The organism is Empedobacter sp. GD03861, from assembly GCF_029840885.1.
GTDB classification, from domain to species: Bacteria; Bacteroidota; Bacteroidia; order Flavobacteriales; family Weeksellaceae; genus Empedobacter; species Empedobacter falsenii_B.
The window spans coordinates 14,235-38,951 of record NZ_JAOCDJ010000023.1; the positions used below are offsets into that span (position 1 = coordinate 14,235).

General features: G+C 32.1%; 29 protein-coding genes. 7 read left to right on the plus strand and 22 right to left on the minus strand.

Annotated elements, in window-relative coordinates; translation table 11 throughout:
- Window positions 1-24 precede the first annotated feature (24 nt).
- The 5 genes from N5D03_RS10575 to N5D03_RS10595 all read right to left on the minus strand — a co-directional run bounded on the left by N5D03_RS10575 (window position 25) and on the right by N5D03_RS10595 (window position 3,793).
- On the minus strand, window positions 25-387 hold the full coding sequence (locus tag N5D03_RS10575) for a four helix bundle protein (RefSeq protein ID WP_114999097.1): 363 nt from the start codon (window positions 385-387) through the stop codon (window positions 25-27).
- 34 nt (window positions 388-421) lie between these two features.
- Window positions 422-1,408 (minus strand): N-acetyl-gamma-glutamyl-phosphate reductase, encoded by a 987-nt coding sequence (gene argC, locus N5D03_RS10580; protein ID WP_280051626.1) that lies wholly within the window; start codon window positions 1,406-1,408, stop codon window positions 422-424.
- A 94-nt stretch (window positions 1,409-1,502) separates the two neighbouring features.
- On the minus strand, window positions 1,503-2,684 hold the full coding sequence (argG, locus tag N5D03_RS10585) for an argininosuccinate synthase (protein ID WP_125350294.1): 1,182 nt from the start codon (window positions 2,682-2,684) through the stop codon (window positions 1,503-1,505).
- A gap of 7 nt (window positions 2,685-2,691) precedes the next feature.
- Window positions 2,692-3,144 (minus strand): ArgR family transcriptional regulator, encoded by a 453-nt coding sequence (locus N5D03_RS10590; protein WP_038336857.1) that lies wholly within the window; start codon window positions 3,142-3,144, stop codon window positions 2,692-2,694.
- A 70-nt stretch (window positions 3,145-3,214) separates the two neighbouring features.
- A complete protein-coding gene (locus N5D03_RS10595; RefSeq protein WP_038336858.1) occupies window positions 3,215-3,793 on the minus strand; it encodes a GNAT family N-acetyltransferase in 579 nt (192 codons plus the stop codon).
- Window positions 3,794-4,044: 251 nt separating this feature from the next.
- Here N5D03_RS10595 and argB point away from each other — a divergent pair, with 251 nt between their 5' ends.
- Both argB and N5D03_RS10605 read left to right on the plus strand, forming a co-directional pair.
- On the plus strand, window positions 4,045-4,812 hold the full coding sequence (gene argB / locus N5D03_RS10600; RefSeq protein WP_280051627.1) for an acetylglutamate kinase: 768 nt from the start codon (window positions 4,045-4,047) through the stop codon (window positions 4,810-4,812).
- On the plus strand, window positions 4,806-5,873 hold the full coding sequence (locus tag N5D03_RS10605) for a M20 family metallo-hydrolase (protein WP_280051628.1): 1,068 nt from the start codon (window positions 4,806-4,808) through the stop codon (window positions 5,871-5,873). Before argB ends, N5D03_RS10605 begins: the two co-directional genes overlap by 7 nt.
- Window positions 5,874-6,060: 187 nt before the next feature.
- On the opposite strand, the gene N5D03_RS10610 is transcribed toward N5D03_RS10605, so the two are convergent.
- The 4 genes from N5D03_RS10610 to N5D03_RS10625 all read right to left on the minus strand — a co-directional run bounded on the left by N5D03_RS10610 (window position 6,061) and on the right by N5D03_RS10625 (window position 9,078).
- The gene (locus N5D03_RS10610) at window positions 6,061-7,008 is read right to left on the minus strand and encodes a hypothetical protein (protein WP_038336862.1); all 948 of its coding nucleotides are present in this window, start codon (window positions 7,006-7,008) and stop codon (window positions 6,061-6,063) included.
- 32 nt (window positions 7,009-7,040) lie between these two features.
- Entirely contained in the window at window positions 7,041-7,568 is a 528-nt protein-coding gene (locus tag N5D03_RS10615; protein ID WP_038336863.1) for a biopolymer transporter ExbD, read from the minus strand.
- An 18-nt stretch (window positions 7,569-7,586) separates the two neighbouring features.
- Window positions 7,587-8,177, minus strand: a complete 591-nt coding sequence (locus N5D03_RS10620) for a biopolymer transporter ExbD (protein ID WP_280037740.1) — start codon at window positions 8,175-8,177, stop codon at window positions 7,587-7,589.
- 88 nt (window positions 8,178-8,265) lie between these two features.
- Window positions 8,266-9,078, minus strand: a complete 813-nt coding sequence (locus N5D03_RS10625; protein ID WP_280051629.1) for a MotA/TolQ/ExbB proton channel family protein — start codon at window positions 9,076-9,078, stop codon at window positions 8,266-8,268.
- Window positions 9,079-9,402: 324 nt separating this feature from the next.
- Here N5D03_RS10625 and N5D03_RS10630 point away from each other — a divergent pair, with 324 nt between their 5' ends.
- On the plus strand, window positions 9,403-11,544 hold the full coding sequence (locus N5D03_RS10630; protein ID WP_280051630.1) for a DNA topoisomerase 3: 2,142 nt from the start codon (window positions 9,403-9,405) through the stop codon (window positions 11,542-11,544).
- Between the two features lie 34 nt (window positions 11,545-11,578).
- Here the strand turns inward: N5D03_RS10630 and N5D03_RS10635 are convergent, their stop codons facing one another.
- The 6 genes from N5D03_RS10635 to N5D03_RS10660 form a co-directional block, all read right to left on the minus strand.
- Window positions 11,579-12,493, minus strand: coding sequence for a WYL domain-containing protein (locus tag N5D03_RS10635; RefSeq protein WP_038336869.1), 915 nt, complete (start codon window positions 12,491-12,493; stop codon window positions 11,579-11,581).
- A gap of 123 nt (window positions 12,494-12,616) precedes the next feature.
- Window positions 12,617-13,378, minus strand: coding sequence for a hypothetical protein (locus N5D03_RS10640; RefSeq protein ID WP_280051632.1), 762 nt, complete (start codon window positions 13,376-13,378; stop codon window positions 12,617-12,619).
- A gap of 205 nt (window positions 13,379-13,583) precedes the next feature.
- Window positions 13,584-14,342: a triose-phosphate isomerase gene (gene tpiA / locus N5D03_RS10645; protein WP_280051633.1), complete on the minus strand. Its 759-nt coding sequence runs from the start codon at window positions 14,340-14,342 to the stop codon at window positions 13,584-13,586.
- Between the two features lie 70 nt (window positions 14,343-14,412).
- Window positions 14,413-15,495: an ABC transporter permease gene (locus N5D03_RS10650; protein ID WP_114999077.1), complete on the minus strand. Its 1,083-nt coding sequence runs from the start codon at window positions 15,493-15,495 to the stop codon at window positions 14,413-14,415.
- Between the two features lie 3 nt (window positions 15,496-15,498).
- The gene (locus tag N5D03_RS10655) at window positions 15,499-16,620 is read right to left on the minus strand and encodes a BT_3928 family protein (RefSeq protein WP_280051634.1); all 1,122 of its coding nucleotides are present in this window, start codon (window positions 16,618-16,620) and stop codon (window positions 15,499-15,501) included.
- Window positions 16,617-17,165, minus strand: coding sequence for a DUF1599 domain-containing protein (locus N5D03_RS10660; protein ID WP_280051635.1), 549 nt, complete (start codon window positions 17,163-17,165; stop codon window positions 16,617-16,619). Before N5D03_RS10660 ends, N5D03_RS10655 begins: the two co-directional genes overlap by 4 nt.
- 53 nt (window positions 17,166-17,218) lie before the next feature.
- On the opposite strand from N5D03_RS10660, the gene folP reads away from it, so the two are divergent.
- A complete protein-coding gene (folP, locus tag N5D03_RS10665) occupies window positions 17,219-18,046 on the plus strand; it encodes a dihydropteroate synthase (RefSeq protein WP_280051636.1) in 828 nt (275 codons plus the stop codon).
- 23 nt (window positions 18,047-18,069) lie between these two features.
- Here folP and N5D03_RS10670 read toward each other — a convergent pair whose 3' ends face one another.
- The 5 genes from N5D03_RS10670 to N5D03_RS10690 form a co-directional block, all read right to left on the minus strand.
- Window positions 18,070-18,354, minus strand: a complete 285-nt coding sequence (locus N5D03_RS10670; protein WP_280051637.1) for a type II toxin-antitoxin system RelE/ParE family toxin — start codon at window positions 18,352-18,354, stop codon at window positions 18,070-18,072.
- Window positions 18,336-18,572, minus strand: coding sequence for a hypothetical protein (locus N5D03_RS10675; RefSeq protein ID WP_280050105.1), 237 nt, complete (start codon window positions 18,570-18,572; stop codon window positions 18,336-18,338). Before N5D03_RS10675 ends, N5D03_RS10670 begins: the two co-directional genes overlap by 19 nt.
- Window positions 18,573-18,603: 31 nt before the next feature.
- On the minus strand, window positions 18,604-19,032 hold the full coding sequence (locus tag N5D03_RS10680; protein WP_125350302.1) for a hypothetical protein: 429 nt from the start codon (window positions 19,030-19,032) through the stop codon (window positions 18,604-18,606).
- A gap of 54 nt (window positions 19,033-19,086) precedes the next feature.
- Window positions 19,087-20,109, minus strand: a complete 1,023-nt coding sequence (locus N5D03_RS10685) for a DUF4407 domain-containing protein (RefSeq protein ID WP_125350303.1) — start codon at window positions 20,107-20,109, stop codon at window positions 19,087-19,089.
- Between the two features lie 105 nt (window positions 20,110-20,214).
- Complete coding sequence (locus N5D03_RS10690) at window positions 20,215-21,276, minus strand: branched-chain amino acid aminotransferase (RefSeq protein WP_280051638.1); 1,062 nt, start codon at window positions 21,274-21,276, stop codon at window positions 20,215-20,217.
- A gap of 80 nt (window positions 21,277-21,356) precedes the next feature.
- Between N5D03_RS10690 and mnmD the strand changes: the two genes are divergently transcribed.
- The 3 genes from mnmD (at window position 21,357) to N5D03_RS10705 (ending at window position 23,276) form a co-directional block, all read left to right on the plus strand.
- On the plus strand, window positions 21,357-22,073 hold the full coding sequence (gene mnmD, locus N5D03_RS10695) for a tRNA (5-methylaminomethyl-2-thiouridine)(34)-methyltransferase MnmD (protein WP_114999065.1): 717 nt from the start codon (window positions 21,357-21,359) through the stop codon (window positions 22,071-22,073).
- A 72-nt stretch (window positions 22,074-22,145) separates the two neighbouring features.
- Entirely contained in the window at window positions 22,146-22,973 is an 828-nt protein-coding gene (gene prmA / locus N5D03_RS10700) for a 50S ribosomal protein L11 methyltransferase (protein ID WP_038336885.1), read from the plus strand.
- Window positions 22,974-22,979: 6 nt separating this feature from the next.
- Window positions 22,980-23,276 carry an ATP-dependent Clp protease adaptor ClpS gene (locus tag N5D03_RS10705; RefSeq protein ID WP_180905936.1) on the plus strand — a complete coding sequence of 99 codons (297 nt, stop codon included), beginning with the start codon at window positions 22,980-22,982 and terminating at the stop codon, window positions 23,274-23,276.
- Window positions 23,277-23,282: 6 nt separating this feature from the next.
- On the opposite strand, the gene N5D03_RS10710 is transcribed toward N5D03_RS10705, so the two are convergent.
- On the minus strand, window positions 23,283-23,699 hold the full coding sequence (locus tag N5D03_RS10710; protein WP_125350307.1) for a hypothetical protein: 417 nt from the start codon (window positions 23,697-23,699) through the stop codon (window positions 23,283-23,285).
- 24 nt (window positions 23,700-23,723) lie between these two features.
- Window positions 23,724-24,260, minus strand: a complete 537-nt coding sequence (locus N5D03_RS10715) for an RNA polymerase sigma factor (protein WP_125350308.1) — start codon at window positions 24,258-24,260, stop codon at window positions 23,724-23,726.
- Between the last annotated feature and the right edge of the window lie 457 nt (window positions 24,261-24,717).

The following is a 24,717-nucleotide window of genomic DNA, read 5'->3' on the forward strand; positions in this document are numbered from 1 at the left end:
CTTTTAAGTTTTACGTTTAACGGTTTACGCTAAACGATTATTAATTGTTTTAATAAAAGCTAATAACATCGCTTTTACTTTTTCAACTTTATATTCAAGTTCTTTAAATATTTCTCCTGTTATCAATTTCAAATCTTTTGATAGAATCAATAAATAAAGCGTTTCATTTGTAGAACCTAAAGAGATATGAAGGAATCGTAAAAAATCTTTATCCGAATTTCTACCACAACCTTCTGCTATATTATTCGGGATAGATACACAAGCTCTTCTTAATTGAGAGGTTAGATTAAACATCTCATATTGAGGATATTCAGAAGTTATTTCATAAACTTTCAAAGCAAGTTGATGAGATTCATTCCAAACTTTTATGTTCCTAAAATCTTGCATATCGTTTACCGTTAAGCTTTCAGCCTTAAGCCTTCTAAAACGCCACAGTTTTAAGATTAAGTCCTAAGTTTTCTTCCCAACCGAACATCAAGTTCATGTTTTCTACGGCTTGTCCAGAAGCTCCTTTTGTTAGATTATCGATGATAGAAGTGATTAACAATACATCGTCTTGTTTCTGGATATGTAAAAAACATTTGTTGGTATTTACGACTTGTTTCAATGCAATTGGTGCGTCAGAAACATGTGTAAAAGGTTCGTTTTTGTAATATTCGTTGAAGATATTTTTTGCTTCTTCTTCTGATAAATCAGATTTTAAATAAACACCTGCTAAAATTCCGCGCGCAAAATCTCCTCGCATTGGTAAGAAATATACTTTGTTATTGAAATCTTTTTCTAATTGATTCAATGTTTGGTAAATTTCTCCTTCGTGTTGATGCGTAAATTCTTTGTAGAAAGAAACGTTATTGTTTCGCCAACTAAAGTGCGTAGAAGCTGATAAACTTTGTCCAGCACCTGTAGAACCCGTTACAGCATTGATATGAATATCATTTTTGATTTCATTTTTCGCTGCCAATGGTAACAATGCTAATTGAATAGCTGTTGCAAAACAACCTGGATTTGCAATATTTTGAGCTGTTTTGATTGCTTCGCGATCTAATTCTGGTAAACCGTAAACAAACGTTCTATCTTCGAAAATGTGGTTCTCATTTAATCGAAAATCGTTGCTCAAATCAATAATTTTTGTGTTGGCTGAGTATTTATTATTCTTTAAAAACTCTGCCGATTTTCCGTGACCAAGGCATAAAAAAACGACATCAGCATTTTCGTCTATTTTATCCGAAAATACGATGTCAGTTTCTCCAAACAAATCGTCGTGCACTTTGGTAACGGGGTTGCCTGCATTTGATGTACTGTACACAGACGAAATATTAACCATCGGGTGATGTATCAATATTCTTAGCAGTTCGCCTGCTGTGTAGCCAGCACCTCCTACAATGCTTACGTTAATTTTGTTTGTCATTTGTTATGTTTTGCGCGTGTTTTTTTAAGGTATAATACCTCTACTATATTTCTAAAATAAAGTGGACTCGTTGGAATCCACTTTAAAGAATCAATTAATCGAAACTATGAACAATCTTTAATTGATTACCAAATATTTTGATGAAACCTCTTGCATCTCTACTATCCCAAGCTTCGTTTTCTTCTCCATAAGTAGCGACTTTAGATTGCATCATATCATAAGGCGATTCGATTCCAATCATTGAGAAATGATAAGGATTTAATTGTACTTTCACTTTTCCTGTTACATGATTTTGAGAAGATTCTAAGAATGCTTCGATATCACGCATTACTGGATCCAAGTATTGTGCTTCGTGCAATAAAGTTCCGTACCAGTTTGATAACGAATCTTTGTGCAACAATTGCCATCTTGTAAGTGTATGTTTTTCTAATAAGTGGTGTGCTTTGATTAATAAATAAGCTGCTGGCGCTTCGAAACCTACACGTCCTTTGATACCTAAAATTGTATCTCCTACGTGGATGTCGCGACCAATTGCATATTCACCACCGATTTCGTTTAATTTTTGAATTAATGCAACTGGAGATAATTTTTCTCCATCTAAACCTACTGGAATACCTTTTTCAAATTCAATTTCGATAACAGATGGTTCTGTTCTTGATAATTGTGTTGGATAAGCTTCTTCTGGCAACGCTTGGTTAGATGTTAATGTTTCTACTCCACCAACAGATGTTCCCCAAATTCCTCTGTTAATAGAGTATTTAGCTTTTTCCCAACTATAGTTTACACCATTTGCTTGTAAATATTCTACCTCTTGTTGACGAGATAATTTTTCGTCGCGAATTGGTGTAATGATTTTAGATTGTGGTGAAATCACTGCAAAAGCAACATCAAAACGAATTTGATCATTTCCTGCTCCTGTAGATCCATGTACAATGTATTCTGCATCTACATCTTTTGCATACTGAGCAATTGCAATTGATTGGAACATACGTTCTGCACTTACTGATAATGGGTAAGTGTTATTTTTTAAGATGTTTCCGTAGATTAAGTAGCGAACACAATCGTTGTAATATTTGTCTGTAATATCAATTGTAACGTGTTTAGAAGATCCTAATTCGTAGGCACGTGCTTCGATATCTTTTAACTCTTCTGCCGAAAATCCACCAGTATTTACAATTACTGTATGCACTTCCATTCCTTGATCTTTTGTTAAGTTAACCAAACAGTACGATGTATCTAAACCTCCACTGTAAGCTAAAACTGCTTTGTTGCTCATTGTTTGTTTATTTGTTTATATTGGGAATAATTCTTCTTAATTCATTGGTAACCTCTTCTCGGCTACTCTCTTCTTTCATTACGATTAATACCGTATCGTCTCCAGCTATTGTTCCAATTATGGTATTGAAATGTGTGTTGTCAATCTCAAAAGCGATTCTGTTTGCATAACCTGGTTTTGTTTTGATAACTCCCAAATTTTTAGAGAAAATCAAACTTGCATTTTCGTTATGTGTAACGGTTGCTGTTGGAACAGCACTTTCTGTAAGGCGATAAATGTATTGTCCTGAACTATTAGGAACTTTTGAAACTTTCAATTCGCGCAAATCTCTCGATAAAGTTGCTTGAGTAACGGAGATATCTAAATCGATTAATTTTTTTAATAATTCGTCTTGATTACTTATTTCTTGATCTGTTATTAAATCTTTTATAATCTGGAATCTGTATTTTTTATTACTCATTTTGAATATTTATTCGAAATTTTATGCAAATATACTCATTTTAGACAAAAAAAAACCTTAGTTCGTATATTTATTCATCTTCTTTTTTTGATTGATTTGCCAATGCGCGCTTAGCGTACTCGTCATCAAGGTTATCATAAACCAATCCTGTACAAATACAACGCTCGCGATCATTTTCCATCAAGATGTGATAGTTTTTACAACTTTTACATCCATTCCAAAATTCATCCGATTGTGTTAATTCCGAAAATGTTACTGGCTTGTATCCTAATTTTGTGTTCATACGCATTACAGCTAAAGAAGTTGTAATACTAAAGATTTTTGATTTCGGGAATTTTGTACGTGACAATTCAAAAACAGCGTGTTTTATTTCGCGTCCAATTCCTGAACTCCTTAAATCTGTACGAACAATTAAACCTGAGTTTACGACGAATTTTTCTTCTTCGTACGTTTCTATGTAGCTAAACCCTGCTATTTGATCATCATCATCAAAAGCAATCACAGCATTTCCATTACGCATTTTGCGTTCAAGATAAACTGGATTTCGTTTAGCAATACCCGTTTTTCTCATACGAGCTGATTCTTCGTACCATTCGCACAACAATTCTGTGTACTTGGCATCATCTGCATTTGCTATTCTAACATACATAATTTAAGGGAAAGTCGATTAATAAAGAGGAATTGAGAAAAGATGACCTTTTGTCATCACACTTAAGTAAAATATGAGAACCAAAAGGTGTGCTTTCATTGCGAAAGCTACTCTCATAATTGAGAAGAACAATTTCAGTAATTTCTTCCATTAATCAACAAGATATTCAGTTATTATACTGAGATGCAAAGTTAAATATTATATTTTTGTATCACCAAAAAAAAGCAAACAAAATTTACATATTTATTAAAATGTTGAAAATTATTAAAATAGGAGGCGGAATTATCGATAACGAGCAAGACTTAGAACAATTCCTACAAACGTTTTCCGAAATTAAAGAACCTAAAATTTTGGTTCATGGAGGAGGAAAAGGTGCTTCGAAGATGTTAAATCAATTGGGAATCGAACCAAAAATGATCGAAGGTCGTCGCATTACAGACAAACCAACATTGGATGTTGTCACAGGATTATATGCTGGAAATTTGAACAAATCTATCGTTTCTAAATTACAAGAATTTGGATGCAATGCATTAGGATTATCTGGTGCAGATGGTAATGCAATCAAAGGTTCTAAGCGTCCTGTAAAAACTATTGATTATGGTTTTGTTGGAGATTTGAATCATGAAAGTGTCAACAAAGAATTATTTCAATTATTAATTGATAACAATATCACACCAGTAGTTTGTGCGATTACACATGATGGAAATGGACAATTGTTGAATACTAATGCAGATACTATTGCCTCTACAATTGCGGTTGCTATGTCACAAGAAAATGAAGTAGAATTAAATTTCTGTTTTGATAGAATTGGCGTACTTCGTGATGTAAATGATGACACAACATTGATTCCAAAAATTAACGAAACTTTATATTTGCAGTTAAAAGAAGAAGGTGTAATTTTCGAAGGAATGATTCCAAAATTAGACAATTCATTCAAAGTAATCAATGCGGGTGTAAAAAATGTATGTTTGGTGCACGCGCGCAACATTAACTCAGAGATTAAAACAATTTTATGTTAGAATTAACTGTTCTCAAAAAGAAAGCTGTCGATTTGTTGTGTCAATTAATCGAAACTCAATCTTTTTCGAGCGAAGAAGATAAAACGGCCGATATTATTTTCAAGTTTTTAACTGATCATGGTGCTACGGCTCATCGTCAGAATAACAATGTTTGGAGTATTCATCCAAATTTTGATGAGAACAAAAAAACAATTTTATTAAACTCTCATCACGACACTGTAAAATTTGGCTCTTCTTGGACATATGATCCATTAAAAGCTACAATCGAAGGTGATAAATTAGTAGGTTTGGGAAGTAACGATGCAGGAGCTTCTGCGGTAAGTTTATTGGCTACTTATATCAATTTCTTGAATGATGATTTACCATTTAATCTGATTGTCGCAATCACAGCTGAAGAAGAAAGTTCAGGACAATTGAATGTTGCAAGTATTTTACCAAATCTACCAAAAATCGATTTGGGAATTATAGGAGAACCTACACAAATGGACATGGCAATTGCAGAACGCGGTTTGGTTGTAATGGATGTTATTGTAAAAGGAAAAACTGGACATGCTGCAAGAAATGAAGGTGTAAATGCTATATACGAAGCAATTGATGTGATGAATTGGTTCAAAACGTATCAATTCGAAAGAGTTTCTGATATGTTAGGACCAGTAAAAATGACGGTTACACAAATTGAAGCAGGAAAGCAACACAATGTTGTGCCAGATGAATGTCGTTTGGTTGTAGATTGTCGCGTGAACGAATTATATTCAAATCAAGAAGTCGTTGATATTATTTCGAGTTGTTTGCCAAAAGCAGAAGTTAAAGCACGTTCGTTGCGTTTAAATTCTTCACGTATTTCAGAAAATCATCCAATTGTACAAAAAGGAATAGAATTAGGTTGTACAACATATGGTTCGCCAACGATGTCAGATCAAGCAATGATGAATTTCGAAACCGTAAAAATGGGACCTGGAGATTCTGCTCGTTCTCACACACCAGACGAATATATTTATTTATCCGAAATAGAACACGGAATTGAACGATATACAAGCTTATTGAAAGGTTTTACGTTTTAAATTAAGAATAAACTCTTATAATCAAAAAAGCATCTTCAATTGAATGAAGATGCTTTTTATTTTATCAAATATGATAATTAAAACCTGCGGGGATTTTATTAGAAATATAAATCTGTTCTAAAATTTAAACACAAAAAAAAAGAGGCTAATTAATTTTAGCCTCTTTTTTTATATATGAAATTAAGTCTTACTCAATTTGCATTTTAACTGGAATATTGAAATTCAACTTCGCAGCACGACCATCTTCTGTTTGAGCAGGTTTGATCGTTTTCCCTCTTTTTTGTTGACGTTGTGTAATACGCTCTAAAGCTTTTTTAGCTTCAGGACCTAACTTAGCATCACCCATTGGAGAAATTCCAACGATTCTACCTTCCGTATCAATTTGGAAAGAAAGTTTAGCAGCTACTACACCAGATAAACCTTGACCAGCAGCGTCATTCGCAAAATCTTGCAACTCGTCTTGTAAATCTTGTGATAACTTTTTAGATAAACAGTCTGTTGCAGCTTGTTTACCTTTTGCAGCATCTTTCTCACAACCAGGATATACCGCCATTACAGCCGCTGTACGAGCAGTTACTGTAGATGGAGCTGCAGGTTCTGTACCTTTCCCTGGATTAGGAGTACTTGGTGTATCCTTTGGTGCTTCTTTTTTAGTATTTACTTCATTAGCACCTCCAGTTTGTGTTGTTGATTTTGGCCCTTCTCTATCTACTAAACCTAAATCTTTATCGGCCATTTCCTTTACTTCGACAATAGGCTCTTCTTTTTTAGGCTGAGCTTTAGGTTCTGGCATAACCACTCTAACCTGAGCTGTTTCTTCTTGATATCTTTGTTCTGGCTCTGGCTTTGGTGGCTCTGGTTCAACCACTTCTTCCTCTTTTGGAGGCTCAGGAATATTCAAATCCTCAAGCTGAACATCTACGACTACGTCTTCTGACTTTTTACTTTCAAACAAACCTGTTGCAGAAGCAATAAGACCAAAAGCTAAAATCGCAATTACTATAAATCCACGAATGAAAGCTTTCAATAATGTACTCTTCTCAGACATTCTCATGTCATAAGCTCCATACGCTTTATTTCTACCTTCAAATACAATCTCGTCTAAGGATTTTAGTTTGTTGTTATTTTCTGACATTTTAATTCTTTTAAATTTAACAATTAAACTAATTATTTACCTACTTTTTCGTCGAACACTTTTTGTTCAAAAGGTGCAACAGGTACGATTCCGTAACGAGTAGACTTTGTAATTTCCATTTCATCTAAGATAGTTACTAAATTATCATACGTAGCATCATCCATAGGTTTGATAATTACAGTAAACTTATCTTTATCTGCTCTACCTTGTGCTGCTGTAATAACATCACGAATTTTAGAGTAGTCAGTTTCATTTAGAGTTCCTCCGTTTAATCCTGCCTGATCTTGTTGATGCCAAAATAACTTATTATCCTTTCCAATTAAAATTGATATAGAATTATTCAATTTTATTTCTGGTTTATCAGTTGGATCTAATTTGTCAATTTTTGGAGGCATATTCAAGTTCATTACATTTGGTTTGATCGATGTCGCCGCAAACATAAAGAAAGTAATTAATAAGAAACCTAAATCAACCAAAGGAGCCATATCGACTTTCGTCGAATTCTTTTTGGAACGGACTTTCTTTCCGCCACCGTCATCGTGACTTTCTATTTGTGCCATTTTCTAATTTCTTAATAATTATTCTTGAGATGTAATTAACTGGAACTTATTCATATTTTTCATTTGCAATTGTTGAATCAAATTCTTGAATTGAATATATTCAGATTTTTGATCCCCTTTAATTGCCAAGAAAATATCTGGGTTCACTTCTTTTGCTTCAAATACCCAATCAATTAATTCTTGATTTTTGTTCGGTATCGTATCTAATGGAATACCAGGATGATATGATTGTTGTTTATCAGTAGACTGATTCAAATAATTTCTCATCTCTTTCATTGGTACACCAAACTCTACTATGCTTTTGAATGCATTCTTTTCAGCATCTGTAAACTTTACTCCGTACTTATCACCCATTCTTTCTAATGTAGGAATACGATCTTTTTCTTCTAATCCGAATAAGAACTTACCTTCACCATCAATTTTAATGATCATCATGTTTTCAGCAGCCATTTTTTGGTTCGAAACAGATGTTGGTGTTACGACAGGAACAACTTCAGGTTCTCTAAAGTTAGATGTCAAAATAAAGAAAGTTAACAAAAGCCAAGCCATGTCAGACATAGCTGTTAAGTCCATCGAAGGACCTCTTCTTTTTGGTTTTACTCTTGCCATTTTCTCTGTATTATTAATTAATATTCTAAATTGTTTGTTGTTTGATTTTGTCCTTATACTATCCTTCTAAGGCTTCGTCAATTGAATATTAATTGTGAGCAGAGAAAGATTGTTGGATACTCATTCCTACTTCGTCAATTTTGAATGTTAAATCATCAATTTTAGAAGTTAAGAAAGCATACATAATAATAGCGAATGCAGAAGCACCAATACCCATACCTGTATTAATTAAGGCTTCGGCAATACCTACTGATAATTGAGCTGCATCTGGAGATCCTCCTCCTTCACCTAATGCGAAGAATGCTTTAATCATACCGATTACTGTACCCATTAAGGCAATTAACGTACCTACAGAAGCAATTGTAGAGATAATAGTCATGTTTTTCTCTAATGTTGGCATTTCTAATGTAGTCGCTTCTTCTAACGTTTTACCTAATTGAGCTAATTTTTGCTCTTTGTTTAACGTTGTGTCGTTTTCTAAAGCTTTGTAAGTTGTTAAACCTTCTTTAACTACGTTACCTACAGCTCCTTTTTGTTTGTCACATAATTCGATTGCTTTGTTAACTTCATTTTTGTTTAATAAAGCACGAATGTCATTTACAAACTTCTCAGCAGATCCAGTTCCTTTTGCTTTGTTTAAAGCGATAACACGGTCAATTGAGAAAACGATTACCATAAAGAAGAAAGACATTAAGAATGGGATAATGTGCCCTCCTTTACGGATAATCCCTAAGAAATTGTGTGGGTGTCCTTTGTCTACATCTCCATTTTCAAAATTGTTTGGATTCCCAAATATAAAATAGAAAATTGCAGCTGCAATTAGATAAAGTATTACAATTGTAATAACCGGATTGATACCTCCCTTTTTAGTTTTAGCTGGTACTGTTACATTCTTTTCCATTTACTAATTCTTTTAAATATTATGATTTTTATTAATGTGGGTGTAAATTAAGTGAAAATTTTTTAAATCTTCTAAATTTTTTATGTTGTTATGACGTTAAATTTCGAATTTATTTGAAATCAATAGTATTTTTCACCGAAATGATAATTTATTTTTTATCTCATCAGTTCTAATAAAACCTCACAACTTTATAAATTTTGAAAAATATTCAATCTTCACAAAAATTAACCTATCGCAAATTTATTCAATATTTATACATATTTATATTTTTTTTTAAGAATTAAATTATTATTTTGACTTTTGCACTTCAATATTATAATTGCTATGAAAGTTTGTATTGCCGAAAAACCAAGTGTTGCTAAAGATATCGCCAAAGTAATTGGTGCTAATCAGAAGCATGATGGATACTATGAAGGAAACGGATTTCAAGTTACTTGGACTTTTGGTCACCTATGTACATTAAAGGAACCGCAAGATTATACTCCCGAATGGAAAAGTTGGGATCTGAATTATTTACCTATGATTCCGTCAAGTTTTGGAATAAAATTAATCGCTGACAAAGGAGTTTCGAAACAATTTAATATTATCAAAAGACTTGTAACAGCTAGTCAAGTTGAAGAGATTATAAACTGTGGTGATGCTGGTCAAGAAGGAGAATTGATACAACGTTGGGTTTTACTTAAAGCGCGTGCTAAAGCGCCAATGAAGCGTTTATGGATTTCTTCGTTGACAGAAGAAGCAATTAAAGAAGGTTTTGATAATTTGAAAGATGGAGAAAAATATTTCAATCTTTTTTCTGCAGGACAAGCGCGTGCAATTGGCGATTGGTTACTAGGAATGAACGCTACACGATTATTTACCAAAAAATTTGCGCCGCCAAAAACAGTTCTTTCTATTGGTCGTGTGCAAACACCTACATTAGCAATGATTGTACAGCGTCAAAAAGAAATCAATGCGTTTATTATTGAGGAATATTGGGAATTGAAAACGATTTTCAAAGAAGTAGAGTTTAATGCGACAATACCTCGTTTAAAATCTGAAGAAAAAGCCAAACAAGGTTTAGATTTCATCAAAAATCGAGAGTTTGAAATCATTGATTTCGAAGTAAAAGAGGGTCGTGAAAAAAATCCTCGCCTATTCGATTTAACTGCTTTACAAGTAGAAGCGAATAAAAAATATGCGTTTTCGGCAGAAAATACCTTAAAATATATACAAAGTCTTTACGAGAAAAAATTTGTGACCTATCCTCGTGTTGATACCACTTATCTTTCGGAAGATATTCACCCTAAAGTTCCTGGAATTTTAAATAAATTAACCGCTTATCAAAATTTGATTGCTCCTTTGATGACACAACCAATTCCGATGTCAAAAGCAGTTTTTGATAATACAAAAGTAACCGATCACCACGCTATTATTCCGACAGAAATCTTTCCACAAGGTTTATCGAACGAAGAAAAACGTATCTATGATTTGGTTGCGCGACGTTTTATTGCTGTTTTTTATCCAGAATGTAAAGTTGCCAACACAACTGTCGAAGGAAAAGTTGAAAATACAGGAAAAGATGGACTACTTTCTGCGATAAATTTTAAAGCTACGGGAAAACAAATTCTCGAAATAGGCTGGCGTGAAGTCTATGCAAAAGATAAAAAGGAAGACGAAAAAGATGAGGAAAAAATAATGCCGATTTTTGAGATTGGTGAAAAAGGTCCTCACGAACCATTTATTCACAAAGGAAAAACAACTCCGCCAAAACATTATACAGAAGCGACTCTATTGCGCGGAATGGAAACTGCTGGACGACAAGTGGATGATGAAGAAATGCGCGAATTGATGAAAGAAAATGGAATTGGTCGACCTTCTACGCGTGCAAATATTATCGAAACCTTGTTTCGTAGAAAATACATAGAAAAGAAAAAACGTAATATTATCGCCACACAAACGGGTATTGATTTAATTGATACCATTCAAGATGAATTATTAAAATCTCCTGAATTGACTGGTGTTTGGGAACGAAAACTTCGTTTGATTGAAAAAGGTGAATACGAATTAGAACAATTTAAGCAAGAATTGATTGAAATGGTTTCGAAACTAACATTTGATGTAAAAAATAGTTACTTCAGACCAATCGCTTCTCATCAGAATTCAGTTCAAATAGCTGAAAAACCTAAAAAGGAACGTAAACCAAAAGAAGAAATTAATCTGGAAGATGCAACTTGTCCAAAATGTAAAACACATAAATTAGTCAAAGGAAAAGCCGCTTATGGTTGTGCAAACTTTGCAGCATGTGGATTCAAAATTCCGTTCGAGTTTATGGGTAAAAAATTAACTGATAAACAAATTTTGGATTTGTTAACCAAACAAAAAACTGGAAAAATGGCTGGCTTAATCAATCCTGAAAATGGAGAAAAAGTTACTGGTAAAGCTATTTTAGGAATGAATTTCGATTTAGAATTTGAAGAAATGTAAAAAAAATAAAGCGAGTTTCGAAATTCGAAACTCGCTAATTATATTTCTCTAACGTTTCTTTCAAAATTGTTTTGACTTTTTCTTTCAATTTTTTAGGTTCGATAATTGTAACTGAACGACTCATAGAAAGAATTTCGCTGATAAAATCTTCGGTCAAAAATAGTTCTAAACCAATTAAAACTTCATCGTTTTTAGTTTCTAAAATTTGTTGGGATTCGTGCAAAGGCAAAGATTCTAAATAGGCCGCTTGTTTTTTGGTCACAGAAAGCACTATTTTTTCTGGTTTTTCTGAACTTGGAACAATAATCCCGAACGAATATTTGTACTTATCATTGTAATTAAACTCGATATTATCATCAATTTTATCTCTAAGAATCAAAACTTTATTCATTCGTTCCAAACCAAAATTTTTGACAATTCCTTTATCATCCGCAATCAAATACCATCGGTTATTGTGCTCTCTAATTGCAATTGGAGAAACTTTACGAATCGTTTCTTTTTCCTCTCCAAATTTTTGATAATGAAATTCAATTTTCTTTTTTCCTTGAATTGCTTGTACAATATCTGGTAAAAATTCGGCGCGTTTTGGCTTTCTTTTTTCCAAATACACAATAGATTCGAGCGAATTTGTCAATTTCAAAGCAGAAAAACTATTAATTTCTTCTAAAGTTTTCAGAAATAAATCAGAGCTATAATCGTCTTGAATAATATAATATCCACGCTGACTGCGACTATACATTATATCAATTCCCAATATATTTCTGATTTCTTGAATATCGCGCTGTAATGTACGTTTAGAGAAATTAAACTCTAATGTATCATCATTAAGTTGAAGCATTTCAAATTCTCTTTCCAAAAAACGCTCTAAATCTTCATAAGAACAATATTTTTGTTGTGATAATTTACGAACAATATTGAAATAACGCGCGATATAACCTTGTTTTGACATTGAATTGGAAGTGTTTGAGCAAACTTAAGTTATCTGTAATTAAAAACAAAAAAAAGTAACATTTCATTACAAAATGTTACTTTTTCTTCATTAATAAAAATGAAATATTCGAAAAAACGGATTCTATTTTTTAGATTTTTTTACTTTTGTTTTTGCATCTTTCGTAGCTGCTTTTACATCTTGTACCGCCGCTTCTATTGTTGTTGTAGCTGAGTCTACCGTAGCTGCCGCTGAATCTACTACTACTTCTGATGTTATTTCAACTGGAGTTGTGCTATCTTCAACTTTCGCTGTTTCGATGAAATTAGAAAGTTTATCAACAATTTCTGCGTTAGAAGTTGGTTCATTCTTCACTTTTACGCTTAAGAAAATTGATGGTGCAGCATTATCTTGAATATAATTTGATTCGTTTTGATAAACTCCGTCATTTTTAACAGCTGTTGAATTTAAGTTTTCTGTTAACTCTTTTGCTACTTTAACTGTATCTTCGAAAGCAACGTTTTGTTTAGAAACAACTGCTGCAACTTTATTTGTATTATCATCAGTTTTATCGAAACTTAACGTCATGATCAACTCAGGTTTTAAACTATCGATGATTGATCTTTTCTCTTCATCTTTTAATCCTTTCGTTAAATCTTTCCATAAAAGAACCTGTACATTTTCTTTATTCAATGATTCTAACTTTGTTTTGAATTCAGTTGCAATATTAGCTCCTGAATCTGCTGCAATATTATCTACAATATCTAAAATAACAACTTTTGGTGCATCTTCTACAACTTTATTTGTAATTTCTGTTGTAGGAACTTTTATTTCATTTTTTGTAGTAAAAGAGAAAGAAACTAACCCTATTGCTACGACTCCTAATACTTGCGTCAATTTTTTCATAATAAATGTGTTTTGTTTAAAAATGATACTTTTTAAATAGTTAGTACATTTAGAACTTTGCAGACACTGTTCCGAAAACTCTTAATTAATCTTAAGAAATGTTATAATTTTCTTAAATCAGACAAAAAACCTATTATAACACTGATGAATAGAGAGTTTGAAAAAATAAATAAAAAAACTCAATCTTTCGATTGAGTCATTAACTTTATTTACATGCAGCAATTATCTGCACAAAATCATCATATTTTAATGAAGCGCCACCAACAAGACCGCCATCAATATCTGGTTGAGTAAAAATTTCGTTCGCATTCTGTGCATTTACACTTCCTCCGTACAAAATACTTGTATCATTCGCGACTTCTACACCAAATTCATCATTCAAAACTTTACGAATAAATGCATGAATTTCTTGCGCTTGCTCTGGTGTAGCTGTTTTTCCAGTTCCAATTGCCCAAACTGGTTCGTAAGCAATAATCAAACGAGAAAGATCTTCTGGTTTTTGAGCAACTAAAGCATCCATGATTTGAGTTTTTACAACTTCAAAATGTTTCTCAGCTTCGCGTTCTTCTAATTTTTCTCCCACACAAAGAATTGGATTAATTTGATATTTAAAAGCTTGTTTTAATTTCTCAGCAATTACAATATCTGTTTCTCCTTGATATTCTCTACGCTCAGAATGTCCGATAATAGCGAAATCTAATCCGATACTATCCAATTGTTCTGCCGAAATATCTCCTGTATACGCCCCTTTCTCGTGAGCAGAAATATCTTGCGAAGAAATCTTAACATATTGCTCATCTACAGCTTCTAACAATGTTTGTAAATAAATAGAAGAAGGCGCAATTATAACTTGTGCTATTGGATGATTATCTGCCACCCAAGCATTAAGATTTGTTGCTAAATGAATTGCTTCTTCATAATTTAAGTTCATTTTCCAGTTTCCTGCTACTATTCTATCACGCATAAAAAAGTGTATTTTATTTTGGTTTAATATTTACTGCAAGATAATTATTTCTCTTGAAATTAAAACTGATTTATTTTATGCGAACGCGAGGATCTAAAATTCCGTAAAGAATATCAACCAAAATATTAATCACAATAAACATCACAGCAATCACTAAGACAGCTCCCATCACAATTGGTAAATCTAATGTATTTAGTGCATTTACGATTTCTTTTCCTAAACCATTCCAACCAAAAACAAATTCCACAAAAACAGAACCTGCCAACATCGAAGCGAACCAACCAGAAATTGCTGTAACAACAGGATTCAGCGCATTTCGTAATGCATGTTTTGTAATCACCGTTTTTCTTGAAAGTCCTTTTGCAAAAGCTGTTCGAATATAATCTTGGTTCAAAACTTCTAACAACGAATTTCGTGTTAATTGCGTAAAAACGGCTAACGGACGAGATCCTAATGTAATCGCTGGAAGAATAAGATTTTTCAACATCAAATGTTTTCCTTCTCCCAAATCATCCACTTCATAGAGACTTCCAATCATATTCAGTCCTGTAATATCATGCATCAAAAACGCAAAAATATAGGCAATGATAATCGCCGAAAAGAAAGACGGAATACTCATCCCAAAACTCGTCACCACTAACAAAACTCTGTCAATCCAAGTATCTTTCATCAAAGCTGAAACAATTCCCAACGCAACGCCAATTATCGTCGCAATAATAATGGCCGCAATTGCTAAAACCATCGTATTTGGTAGCGTTTCACCAATAATTGTGCTTACACTTTTTCCTTGTTTCTGAAAAGATTCGCGCAAATAAGGTGTTTTCAAAACCATTTCATTCGTTCCGAAATCCATCAATTTTGTGTAATTGTATTTATCAGAACTTAATGAAGTATATGTTGTATTGTTTTCGTCAATATTATGAAATGAAATCGGCGACAAATCATTTATATAAAAAGCATATTGTTTCCACAAAGGTTGATCTAAACCTAAGTTTTTACGAATTTGAGCCAATTGTTCAGGATCTTCTTTTTGATCGAGCATCATACGTGCAGGATCTCCAGGAAGTACCGAAAACAATAGAAAAACTACAGTCACTACACCAAAAAGTGTTAGAAATCCGTAGAAAATTTTATTTAAAATATAATTAATCACTTTTTAAAATAATTCTTCTAATTGATTAATTGAAGGAAAATCGTTGTCATGATATTTCGCTTTTACCGTTCCTTTTTCTAAAATCATCACTCCTGGATTTGAGCGAATAATTGTTTTCATCGTTGTTTGATCCATAAAACAATTCTCCAATTCTAAACCTTTAATTGGATTATTCGAAACCGCTGTCACAACAAAACCTTTTGCTTTCGCTTCTTTTCCTAGAGTATTTAATTTCGCAATTTGTTTCTCGTTTACTTTTTCAACAAAAGGAATGACAAAAACGATCGCTTTCGGCGCATTCAAAATTTCAGAAGTTTTATCAACACCATTGCAATCAAAATTAAAATCGTGAATTGGTGGTTCGTACCCTTTTTTCTCCACAATTGTACGCGTTTTATCCGCTTCAATCACCCAAGGCGTTCCGTGTTTGTACCACTTATCATCTGCAATATATTGCGAATCATCAATTTCAACCACTTTTCCATCTACACTATTTTTCATGGTGTAAATCGTTTTATATGTTGTTGGTTTTAAACCTAATTCTTGCGGAGATTTCATTCCTTCAATCAAATTTTTTCCAACTGCATAAGGTCTAAAATCGATGATTGGTAAATGATTAATTCCAATATAAGCAATAATTGCAGAACCTAAAATTGTAATAAAATTAATCGCATAATTCGCTTTTTCGACGAATAATGGTTTGATATATTTTTGACCAATCACTAAAACAATTATCAACATCAAAAGCACAACATCTTTGTAAAATGATGTCCAAGGTTCTAATTTTAGCGCATCACCAAAACATCCACAATCGGTTACTTTATTGAAATAAGCTGAATAAAATGTCAAAAATGTAAAGAAAATAATCGTTAACAATAAAGCTATTGTTGTAAATCTTTTCCAAACGCCAAGCAATAATAAAACGCCTAAAACTATTTCAAAAAGTGAAAAGAAAGTTGCCAAAGGCAAACTCAAACCTTCTAAAAATGGAATGTTAAGAACTGTTGGCGAAAAATATTCTTCTAATTTGAAACTTAACCCAATTGGATCTACATTTTTTACAAATCCAGAAATTATAAAAATAACTCCAACTATAATTCGGGCAAATTGAACTAAATACCTCATGAAGTTTTCTTTTCGTTAATTAAAATCATGGCGAAAATCGAATAATTAATCATATCCAAATAATTTGCATCCAAACCTTCTGAAACAATCGTTTTTCCTTTATTATCTTCGATACTTTTTGTGCGCAAAACTTTCTGATAAATTAAATCTGTGATCGAACTCACACGCATATCTCGCCAAGCTTCACCGTAATCATGATTTTTTTTCATCATCAAATCGTGCGCAATTGTCGCATATTTATCATAAAAATCGATCGCTTGTTCATCTGTTAAATCTGGCTGATCTGCGAAACCAAGTTCTAGCTGAATCAATGCCATAATCGAATAATTTACAATCGCCACAAATTCTCCTTCTTCGTCTTCATCAACCAAACGCTCCGTCGCTTCTTGCAACGTACGAATGCGATTTACCTTGATAAAAATTTGATCTGTCAACGACGGTAAACGCAATACACGCCAAGCCGGACCGTAATCTTGTAATTTTTTTGTATATAAATCTCGACAAACAGAGATGATTTCTTTAAATTGAATTGAGGTATTTTTCATAATTTCGTTTCGATTTCAAAAATAATTGAAATTGCTTAAAGAACTTCTAAGATATGACAATTAATTGTAATGGTCGTTTGATTGATTTGAACGAGCCTAAAATTATGGGAATTTTGAATACAACGCCAAACTCTTTTTATGATGGAGGCAGTAATCAATCGATGAATTTGATTTTAGAAAAAGTTGAAAAACATTTGTCCGAAGGTGCTGATATGATTGATATTGGTGGTTATTCTACAAAACCTGGAGCAGAAAATATTTCGGAGCAAGAAGAAATTGATAGAACTGCACCAATTATCGAAAAAATTATTGAAGAATATCCAGAATTGATTATTTCGATTGATACTTTTCGAGGAAATGTGGCACGCGAAGCTGTAAAAGCTGGCGCTGCTATTATAAATGATGTTTCGGGTTGGGAGTTAGACGAAAATATGTTTGATGCAATCAAAGAACTTCGAGTTCCATACATTTTGATGCACATGAAAGGAACGCCAAAAACGATGCAAAATAATCCTGAATATGCAGATATTACGCTGGAAGTAAACGAATATTTTTCGCAGAAAATTGCTCAATTAAAAGCTGCAAAAGTGAATGATATTATTTTAGATCCTGGTTTTGGTTTTGCAAAAACATTGGATCATAATTATGAATTATTCAATAAAATGGAAGCTTTAGGTTTTGAAGGTTTTCCTTTATTAGTCGGAATTTCGCGAAAATCGATGATTTATAATTTATTCGAAACAACTCCGCAAGAAGCTTTAAACGGAACTTCTGTCCTGAATATGGTTGCGTTACAAAAAGGTGCAAAAATTTTGCGTGTTCACGATGTAAAAGAAGCAAAAGAAACCTTACAAATTTTTCAGAAATTGAATCAAATATAAAATAAAAGCCACTAAAAAGGCTTTTATTTTATATTTCTGCGAGCATCCCAAATACTCAAAATAATTAATTCAGCATCAGTAAATTCATACAATAACAAATATTCTCTGATAAGTTTTACTCTCACATTATCAATATTTGTTCGTCGACCAATTGTAGGATTTTCGCGCAAAACTTCTAATGTTTGAAGAATTAGATAATTTAATTTGATACTAAATCTCTTTGATTTATTTCTTAAAATCCAATATTCTAAGATTTCTTTTCGTTCAAGATTCGCTGTTTTTGTCCAAATTATTTTTCGTTTAGCCATTTTTCAATTTCTTGATTGGCTACTTTTTCACTAATTATAGATGAATTTTTATACTCATCTTTAGCTTCTTCAACTCGAACAATTTGTTCGTCAGTTAAAGTATAAATTCCACTTTCAGATTCAAAATCAAGTAAATTATTTATTTGCTCAATACTATTTTTATCATCCAGTTTTTTTATCTTTTCTATTGTCAACTTTTTTAACTCTTCTGTATTCATAATGAGAGATTTAATTTAAAGTTAATCAATTTTAATCAATGATTTTACTATTTGGAAAGAAAACTTTGAACGTATCAACAATATTGATATCCGAAGTCAAAATTTGCCAATGTGAATCTTTCACAAATTCAAACACAACTTCGTTGTCGTATAAATTTTCATCCTCAATATTTACATGCAAATTATTTTCTTTTCTATCTCCAATAATCAACGCCTCCGTTACATGTTCCATTTTATAACACAAACTTTCTAACTGATCATATTCCACAAAAATTCCGTCTTGTTGATCAATCACTTCTTGCAATTCGAAAACCGAATATTCGTCCGTTTCACTTTCACCATCAACCCAAAGAATTTTCCAAAAATAATCCTGTATATCTTTTATTGGAGCAATCACCTCTTCCATTCGTTGAATTTGGTTTTCGTCTTCTCCGTAAATTTCTATTTTATAAGTTTCCATATCTATTACAAAATTAAAAAAGTAACTTCAAACGGAAGTTACTTTTTTACAATTTTATACTTTTTCTAACTCATGTTTCACACGTTTTTCAGATTTGATATCCATAACCTGAATCGATTCTTTGCTAAAAATCTTGAACGAATGTTCATGTTTTTCTAAGAGAAAATCATAAGGTCCTTTTGGTGCAATTAATTTCACTAAAACTGGCGCAGTTTCTAACGAGATAAACACAAGAGCTATAAAAATAGCTGCAGTCCCTAAAATTGGATTATTAACTGACAATTCGTCTAAAGCCTGCATACGTGCAGCAAAACCATTGTAATTCTCTTCGGTTGGTTTAGCCGCATCAATTTCTTTTTCTTTTGCAACATTCAATCGATCTAATTCTTTATTAATTTCAGCTAAACGAGGCGCAGATTGTTGAATATAAGTTTCGATTTCGGCAGCTTTTTGTTTTTTCAATTCTGCTTTTCGTTTTGCATTTGGTCCATAACCTTCGCGTCCAGTTGTTGTTTCAGTTTGTGTACCCACAACTTCTTTTTCCAATTCGATAGAAGCAGAATTATACTCGTTTCTTAATTTATCAATTTCTGCATAAATTTCTTTTCGTTCATTCGAAAAAGGCGTTCCCAATTCAGCATAACGCGCATCAATTCCTTTTTGTAATTCCGTTTTATTTCGATTGACAATAATATTTAATTGCTTGTTAATTTCTTTCTCGAAAATTTTTAATTCTAACGGTTTCGAAATCACAATACCTAATAAAATTGCAACCAAAATACGTGGCAAAGCAATAAAAAACTGACGAAAAAATCCACCTGACTTTTTCATTGATGTGACAATATATCGGTCAAGATTAAAAATCATTAATCCCCACAACAAACCAAAACCTGTTGCTGCATATATATTATCAAAAACAGTATTCAGCGCATATCCAGCAGACAAAGCCGCCAAAATTCCTGTAAATAATATGACACCTCCAATACCAACATGTTTGTTGATATCTGTTGGTGTTTTTTTCAAGAGTTCAAGACTACTCCCTGAACAGATGATTAAAAATTTCTGTAGTCCATTCATTTTGCAAATATAGTACTTTGTATAACATATTATTAAATATCGTGCCAAAAAAAGCTGACAATCAAATTGTCAGCTTATATTTTCAAAAAATTTACTTAAACAAAATTAAGCTTGTTTTTCGATTTTAATTCTCCATCCATAAGGATCTTCTGCTAATCCGTATTGAATATCTTTTAATTTCTTTTTCAATTGTAATGCAAAAGAATCTTCTTCAGCTAAAGTTGGTAATTGAGCACGCTCTTCACCAAATCCAACTGCATCGTATTGTGTAATTACAACAGCAGTTCCACATCCAAATACTTCTTTTAATTCTCCTGATTTGTAAGCATCATACATTTCTTGTACTTCTACAGGACGTACTTCTACTTCATATCCACTATCTTTTGCTAAAGTTAAAACAGAATCACGTGTTACTCCGTTCAAAATACGCTCAGACGTTGGCGCTGTTAAAATTTTATTTCCGATACGTACCATCACATTCATTGTTCCTGCTTCTTCAATGTATTTATGCTCGATAGAATCTGTCCAAATTACTTGATCATAACCATCTTTTTGAGCTTCAGAAGTTGGAAAGAAAGATCCTGCGTAGTTTCCTCCACATTTTGCAAAACCAACACCTCCCTGAGCTGAACGACTATAATAATCAGCAATTTTTACTGATAAAGGTTTGTCGTAATAATTAGGAGCATAAGCTAATAAAATTGCAAAAATATATTCGTTAGATGCTCTTGCAGAAACCGCTTCTTCTGTTGCGAACATTACTGGACGAATATATAATGACGTTCCGTAATCTTTTGGTACCCATTGACGATCGATATCAATAATCGCTTCTAAACCATCAATAAAAATTTCTTTCGGAATTTGAGGCATATTAAGACGTGCCGCAGATAAATTAAAACGCTCGAAGTTTTTCTCTGGACGGAAAATAAATACTTCTTCGTTATCATTTTTGTAGGCTTTCATTCCTTCAAAAATTGTTTGACCATAATGGAAAGACATCGCTGCTGGAGTCATTGAAATTGGTCCGTAAGGAACAATTTTTGGCTCATCCCATTTACCATCTTTGTAATGCGCGATCAACATGTGATCTGTAAACTCTTTCCCAAAAGTAGTAGAGTTAAAAACTGAATCGTTAAATTTTGATTCAGCAATTTTTTCTATAATCATTTTATGATATATTTTGTTTGTGCTTATCAAAGGTACATTTTATTTGCACTTTTTCATAATAAATATCATAACTTTCGACGATGAAAAGAATTATTCAAGAAACGGAAGATGGATCTAAAACTATCTATATTGAAGATTGGGATGAATCTTATCATTCTAAGCATGGCGCTGTACAAGAGGCTTTTCATGTATTTATAAAAAATGGATTTCATCATTTTACAGAAACAAAAAATCCTATAAAAATTATAGAAATTGGATTAGGTACGGGACTTAATTCTTTCATTACTTTGATGGAAGCTGAAAAACATAAAACTCCAGTGCAATATGTTGGAATTGAAAAATTTCCAGTTTCTGATGAAGAATTTGAATTGGTGAATTATTTCGAAAATGTTTTCAAACTTTATCCGGAATTTGAACATCGAAAAGAAGAGTTTTTAGATTATTATCAACAATTATTTCATTCAAATTGGGAAAATTGGAATAAAATTTCTCCATATTTTGAAGTTAAGAAAGTGGAAGAAGATTTTTTCAATCTGAAAAATATCAACGAAAATAATTTTGATTTAGTTTATTTTGATGCATTTGGTTCTCGTGTTCAACCAGAATTATGGGAAAAAGAATTGTTAGAAATTGTTGATTCTTTAACTAAAAAATCTGCCATTTTTACCACTTATGCAGCGAAAGGAACCATAAAAAGAGGTTTGAAAGATTTGGGCTATATTGTACAAAAACGTCCTGGGCCTCCAGGAAAACGTGAAATGATGGTTGGTTTGAAGGACTTTCCATTTGATAAATAATCTCCTTTATCATTAATTATAAAAATCGTAAATTTGCGCTGGAAAACAATTTGATGTTTTCTACATTTTTTTATGACAAATTATATCGAATATAAATTTAAAGTTGCGGAAGTAGAGCCTTTTAATGAAATTATTATTGCAATGATTTCTGAACTACCCTTTGAAAGTTTTGTTGAAAACGAAGAAGGTTTTGATGCTTACATGCCAAAAACTGACGAAAATATTGACCAAGTAAAAGAAGTGATTGATTCTATCGAGAATATTGATTTTTCTTATACGCGTCAAGAAATTGAACAACAAAATTGGAATGCAACTTGGGAAGAAAATTTCACGCCAATTTTAGTGAATGACCAATGTTTGATTCGTGCAGAATTTCACGAAACAGTTGAAAATATTCCTTACGAAATTATCATTCAACCAAAAATGTCTTTTGGGACTGGACATCACTCTACAACACATTTGATGGTAGAATATATCTTGGAAACTGAATTTACAGGAAAAGATATTTTGGACATGGGCTGTGGAACGTCAATTCTTGCAATTTTAGGAATGAAACGTGGTGCAAATTATGCAGAATGTATCGATATTGACGAGTGGGCTGTGGAAAATTCTATCGAAAATGGAAAACGAAATGGTGTTAGTTTAGATGCGAAAATGGGTGATAATTCACTTTTGGGAAGCAAACAGTTTGACATTATTTTAGCGAATATCAACAAAAATATTTTAATCAGTCAAATTCCTTCTTACATCAATGTTTTGAATGAAAATGGTGATTTATTTTTAAGTGGATTGATGGAGCAAGATTTTGATGATATCTTAGCTTTTTGTACAGAAAATGGTTTGAAATTTGTATCTAAAAAACAACGAAATGAGTGGATTGCGCTACATTTCAAAAAATAAAATGATATGACAAAATACGCAACGCAACCCATGTGGGAAACGGAAAAAGATTCGGCTGTTGATGTATTGGAACAGGAATCACACAAATATCAAATTATTGTTTACAATGATGATGTGAATACTTTTGATTGGGTAATCGAATCGTTGATTGATGTTTGTGAACACACGCCAGAGCAAGCGGAACAATGTTCTATTTTGATTCACTACAAAGGTAAATGCGAAGTCTTGACGGGTGAATTAGAAGATTTAAAACCTCGATGCACAGAATTATTGAACCGAGGTTTAAGTGCAGAAATTATTTAGAATTTCTTAATAATCATATAAAGCAAAATCAGAATCGTCTAATGTTACATTGGACGATTTTTTGTTTTGATCACTCACTATATACGAATCATAGATCTTCTCGTAAACATGATTTTCTGTTTTTGTATCCACAACTTCTGTAGATTTTTCTGTAGAATTAATCACAAAAGGAGTTACAACCAATGCTAATAGCAATATACAAGCAGCAGCCCACCAAATATTGAAATGTACAACTTTTGTTTCTTTTTTATCAATAGTTTTCGATAAAATTGACTGTTCTAAATCGTCAAAATAATTAGTAGGGGTTGTATAATTTTCCTTTTGTTTTAAGCTTTTAAAATAAATTTCATCTTCTAAATTCTTAAAATAATTCTCTGGAACCTTAAAATTATTTTTTAATCCATTTTCTTTCATATCATTCATAAGACAAAAAAAAGTTAAAAAGGTTTAATCTTCATCCTCTAAAAATTCTTTAATTTTTGTAACTGCATGATGATAAGACGCCTTTAGCGCACCAACAGATGTTCCTGAAATTTCAGAAATTTGTTCATATTTCATTTCATCATAATATTTCATCATAAATACTACGCGCTGCTTTTCTGGCAAACTTGCAATCGCTTTTTGTAGTTTCAACTCAATTTCATCACCTGTAAAATACTCATCCGTAGATAAATCATCTGCAATATTCATCGAATAATCTTCAAACGAAACATTTTGTTCTTTAGCATTTTTATGAATAAAATTGATGGTTTCGTTATAAGTAATCCTAAAAATCCATGTCGATAATTTTGATTCATTTTTGAATGAATTCAAATTTTGATAGATTTTTATAAAAACATTTTGAGCAATATCATCTGCGTCTTCATGAATCAAAACCATACGACGAATTTGCCAATAAACTCTCTGATGATAATCTTTTACAAGAAGTTTAAAAGCCTGTTCCCAATCCTTATCTAAAATGTGATCTAATATTTTCTGATCCAATTAAGTAATATTAAGCTGTAAAGCTATTAAATTTCAAATGATAAACTTCTAATATTATTTCAAGTAATGTATATTTTATCTTTTTTTTAAGAAGTTTAATTCCCTATCTAGGTTTTGGAACCCTAAAATATCGATTAAGTAGATTATTTACAGTTAAATAACTATGCTTTGAATTTATTGTAATTTTTAACTTTTTACTTCTTTCGTAACTCAATTCTATTGCTCATAATTTTAAAAGCATGGCGTATGGCTATAAAAAAATGACCGATAAAAAGGAATACTATTTCACTCTGATCGAGAAATACAATATGCTTCAAAGAAGTTTACAAATGTGCTTGATTCCTATGGCGTAGAACGTAGCATGTCAAGAAAAGAAAATAGCAATGCTGAAAGTTTTTAAAGATTGAAATTATTTATAGAAATAAATAAATTTCAAGAGAAAAAATGAAAACGAAAA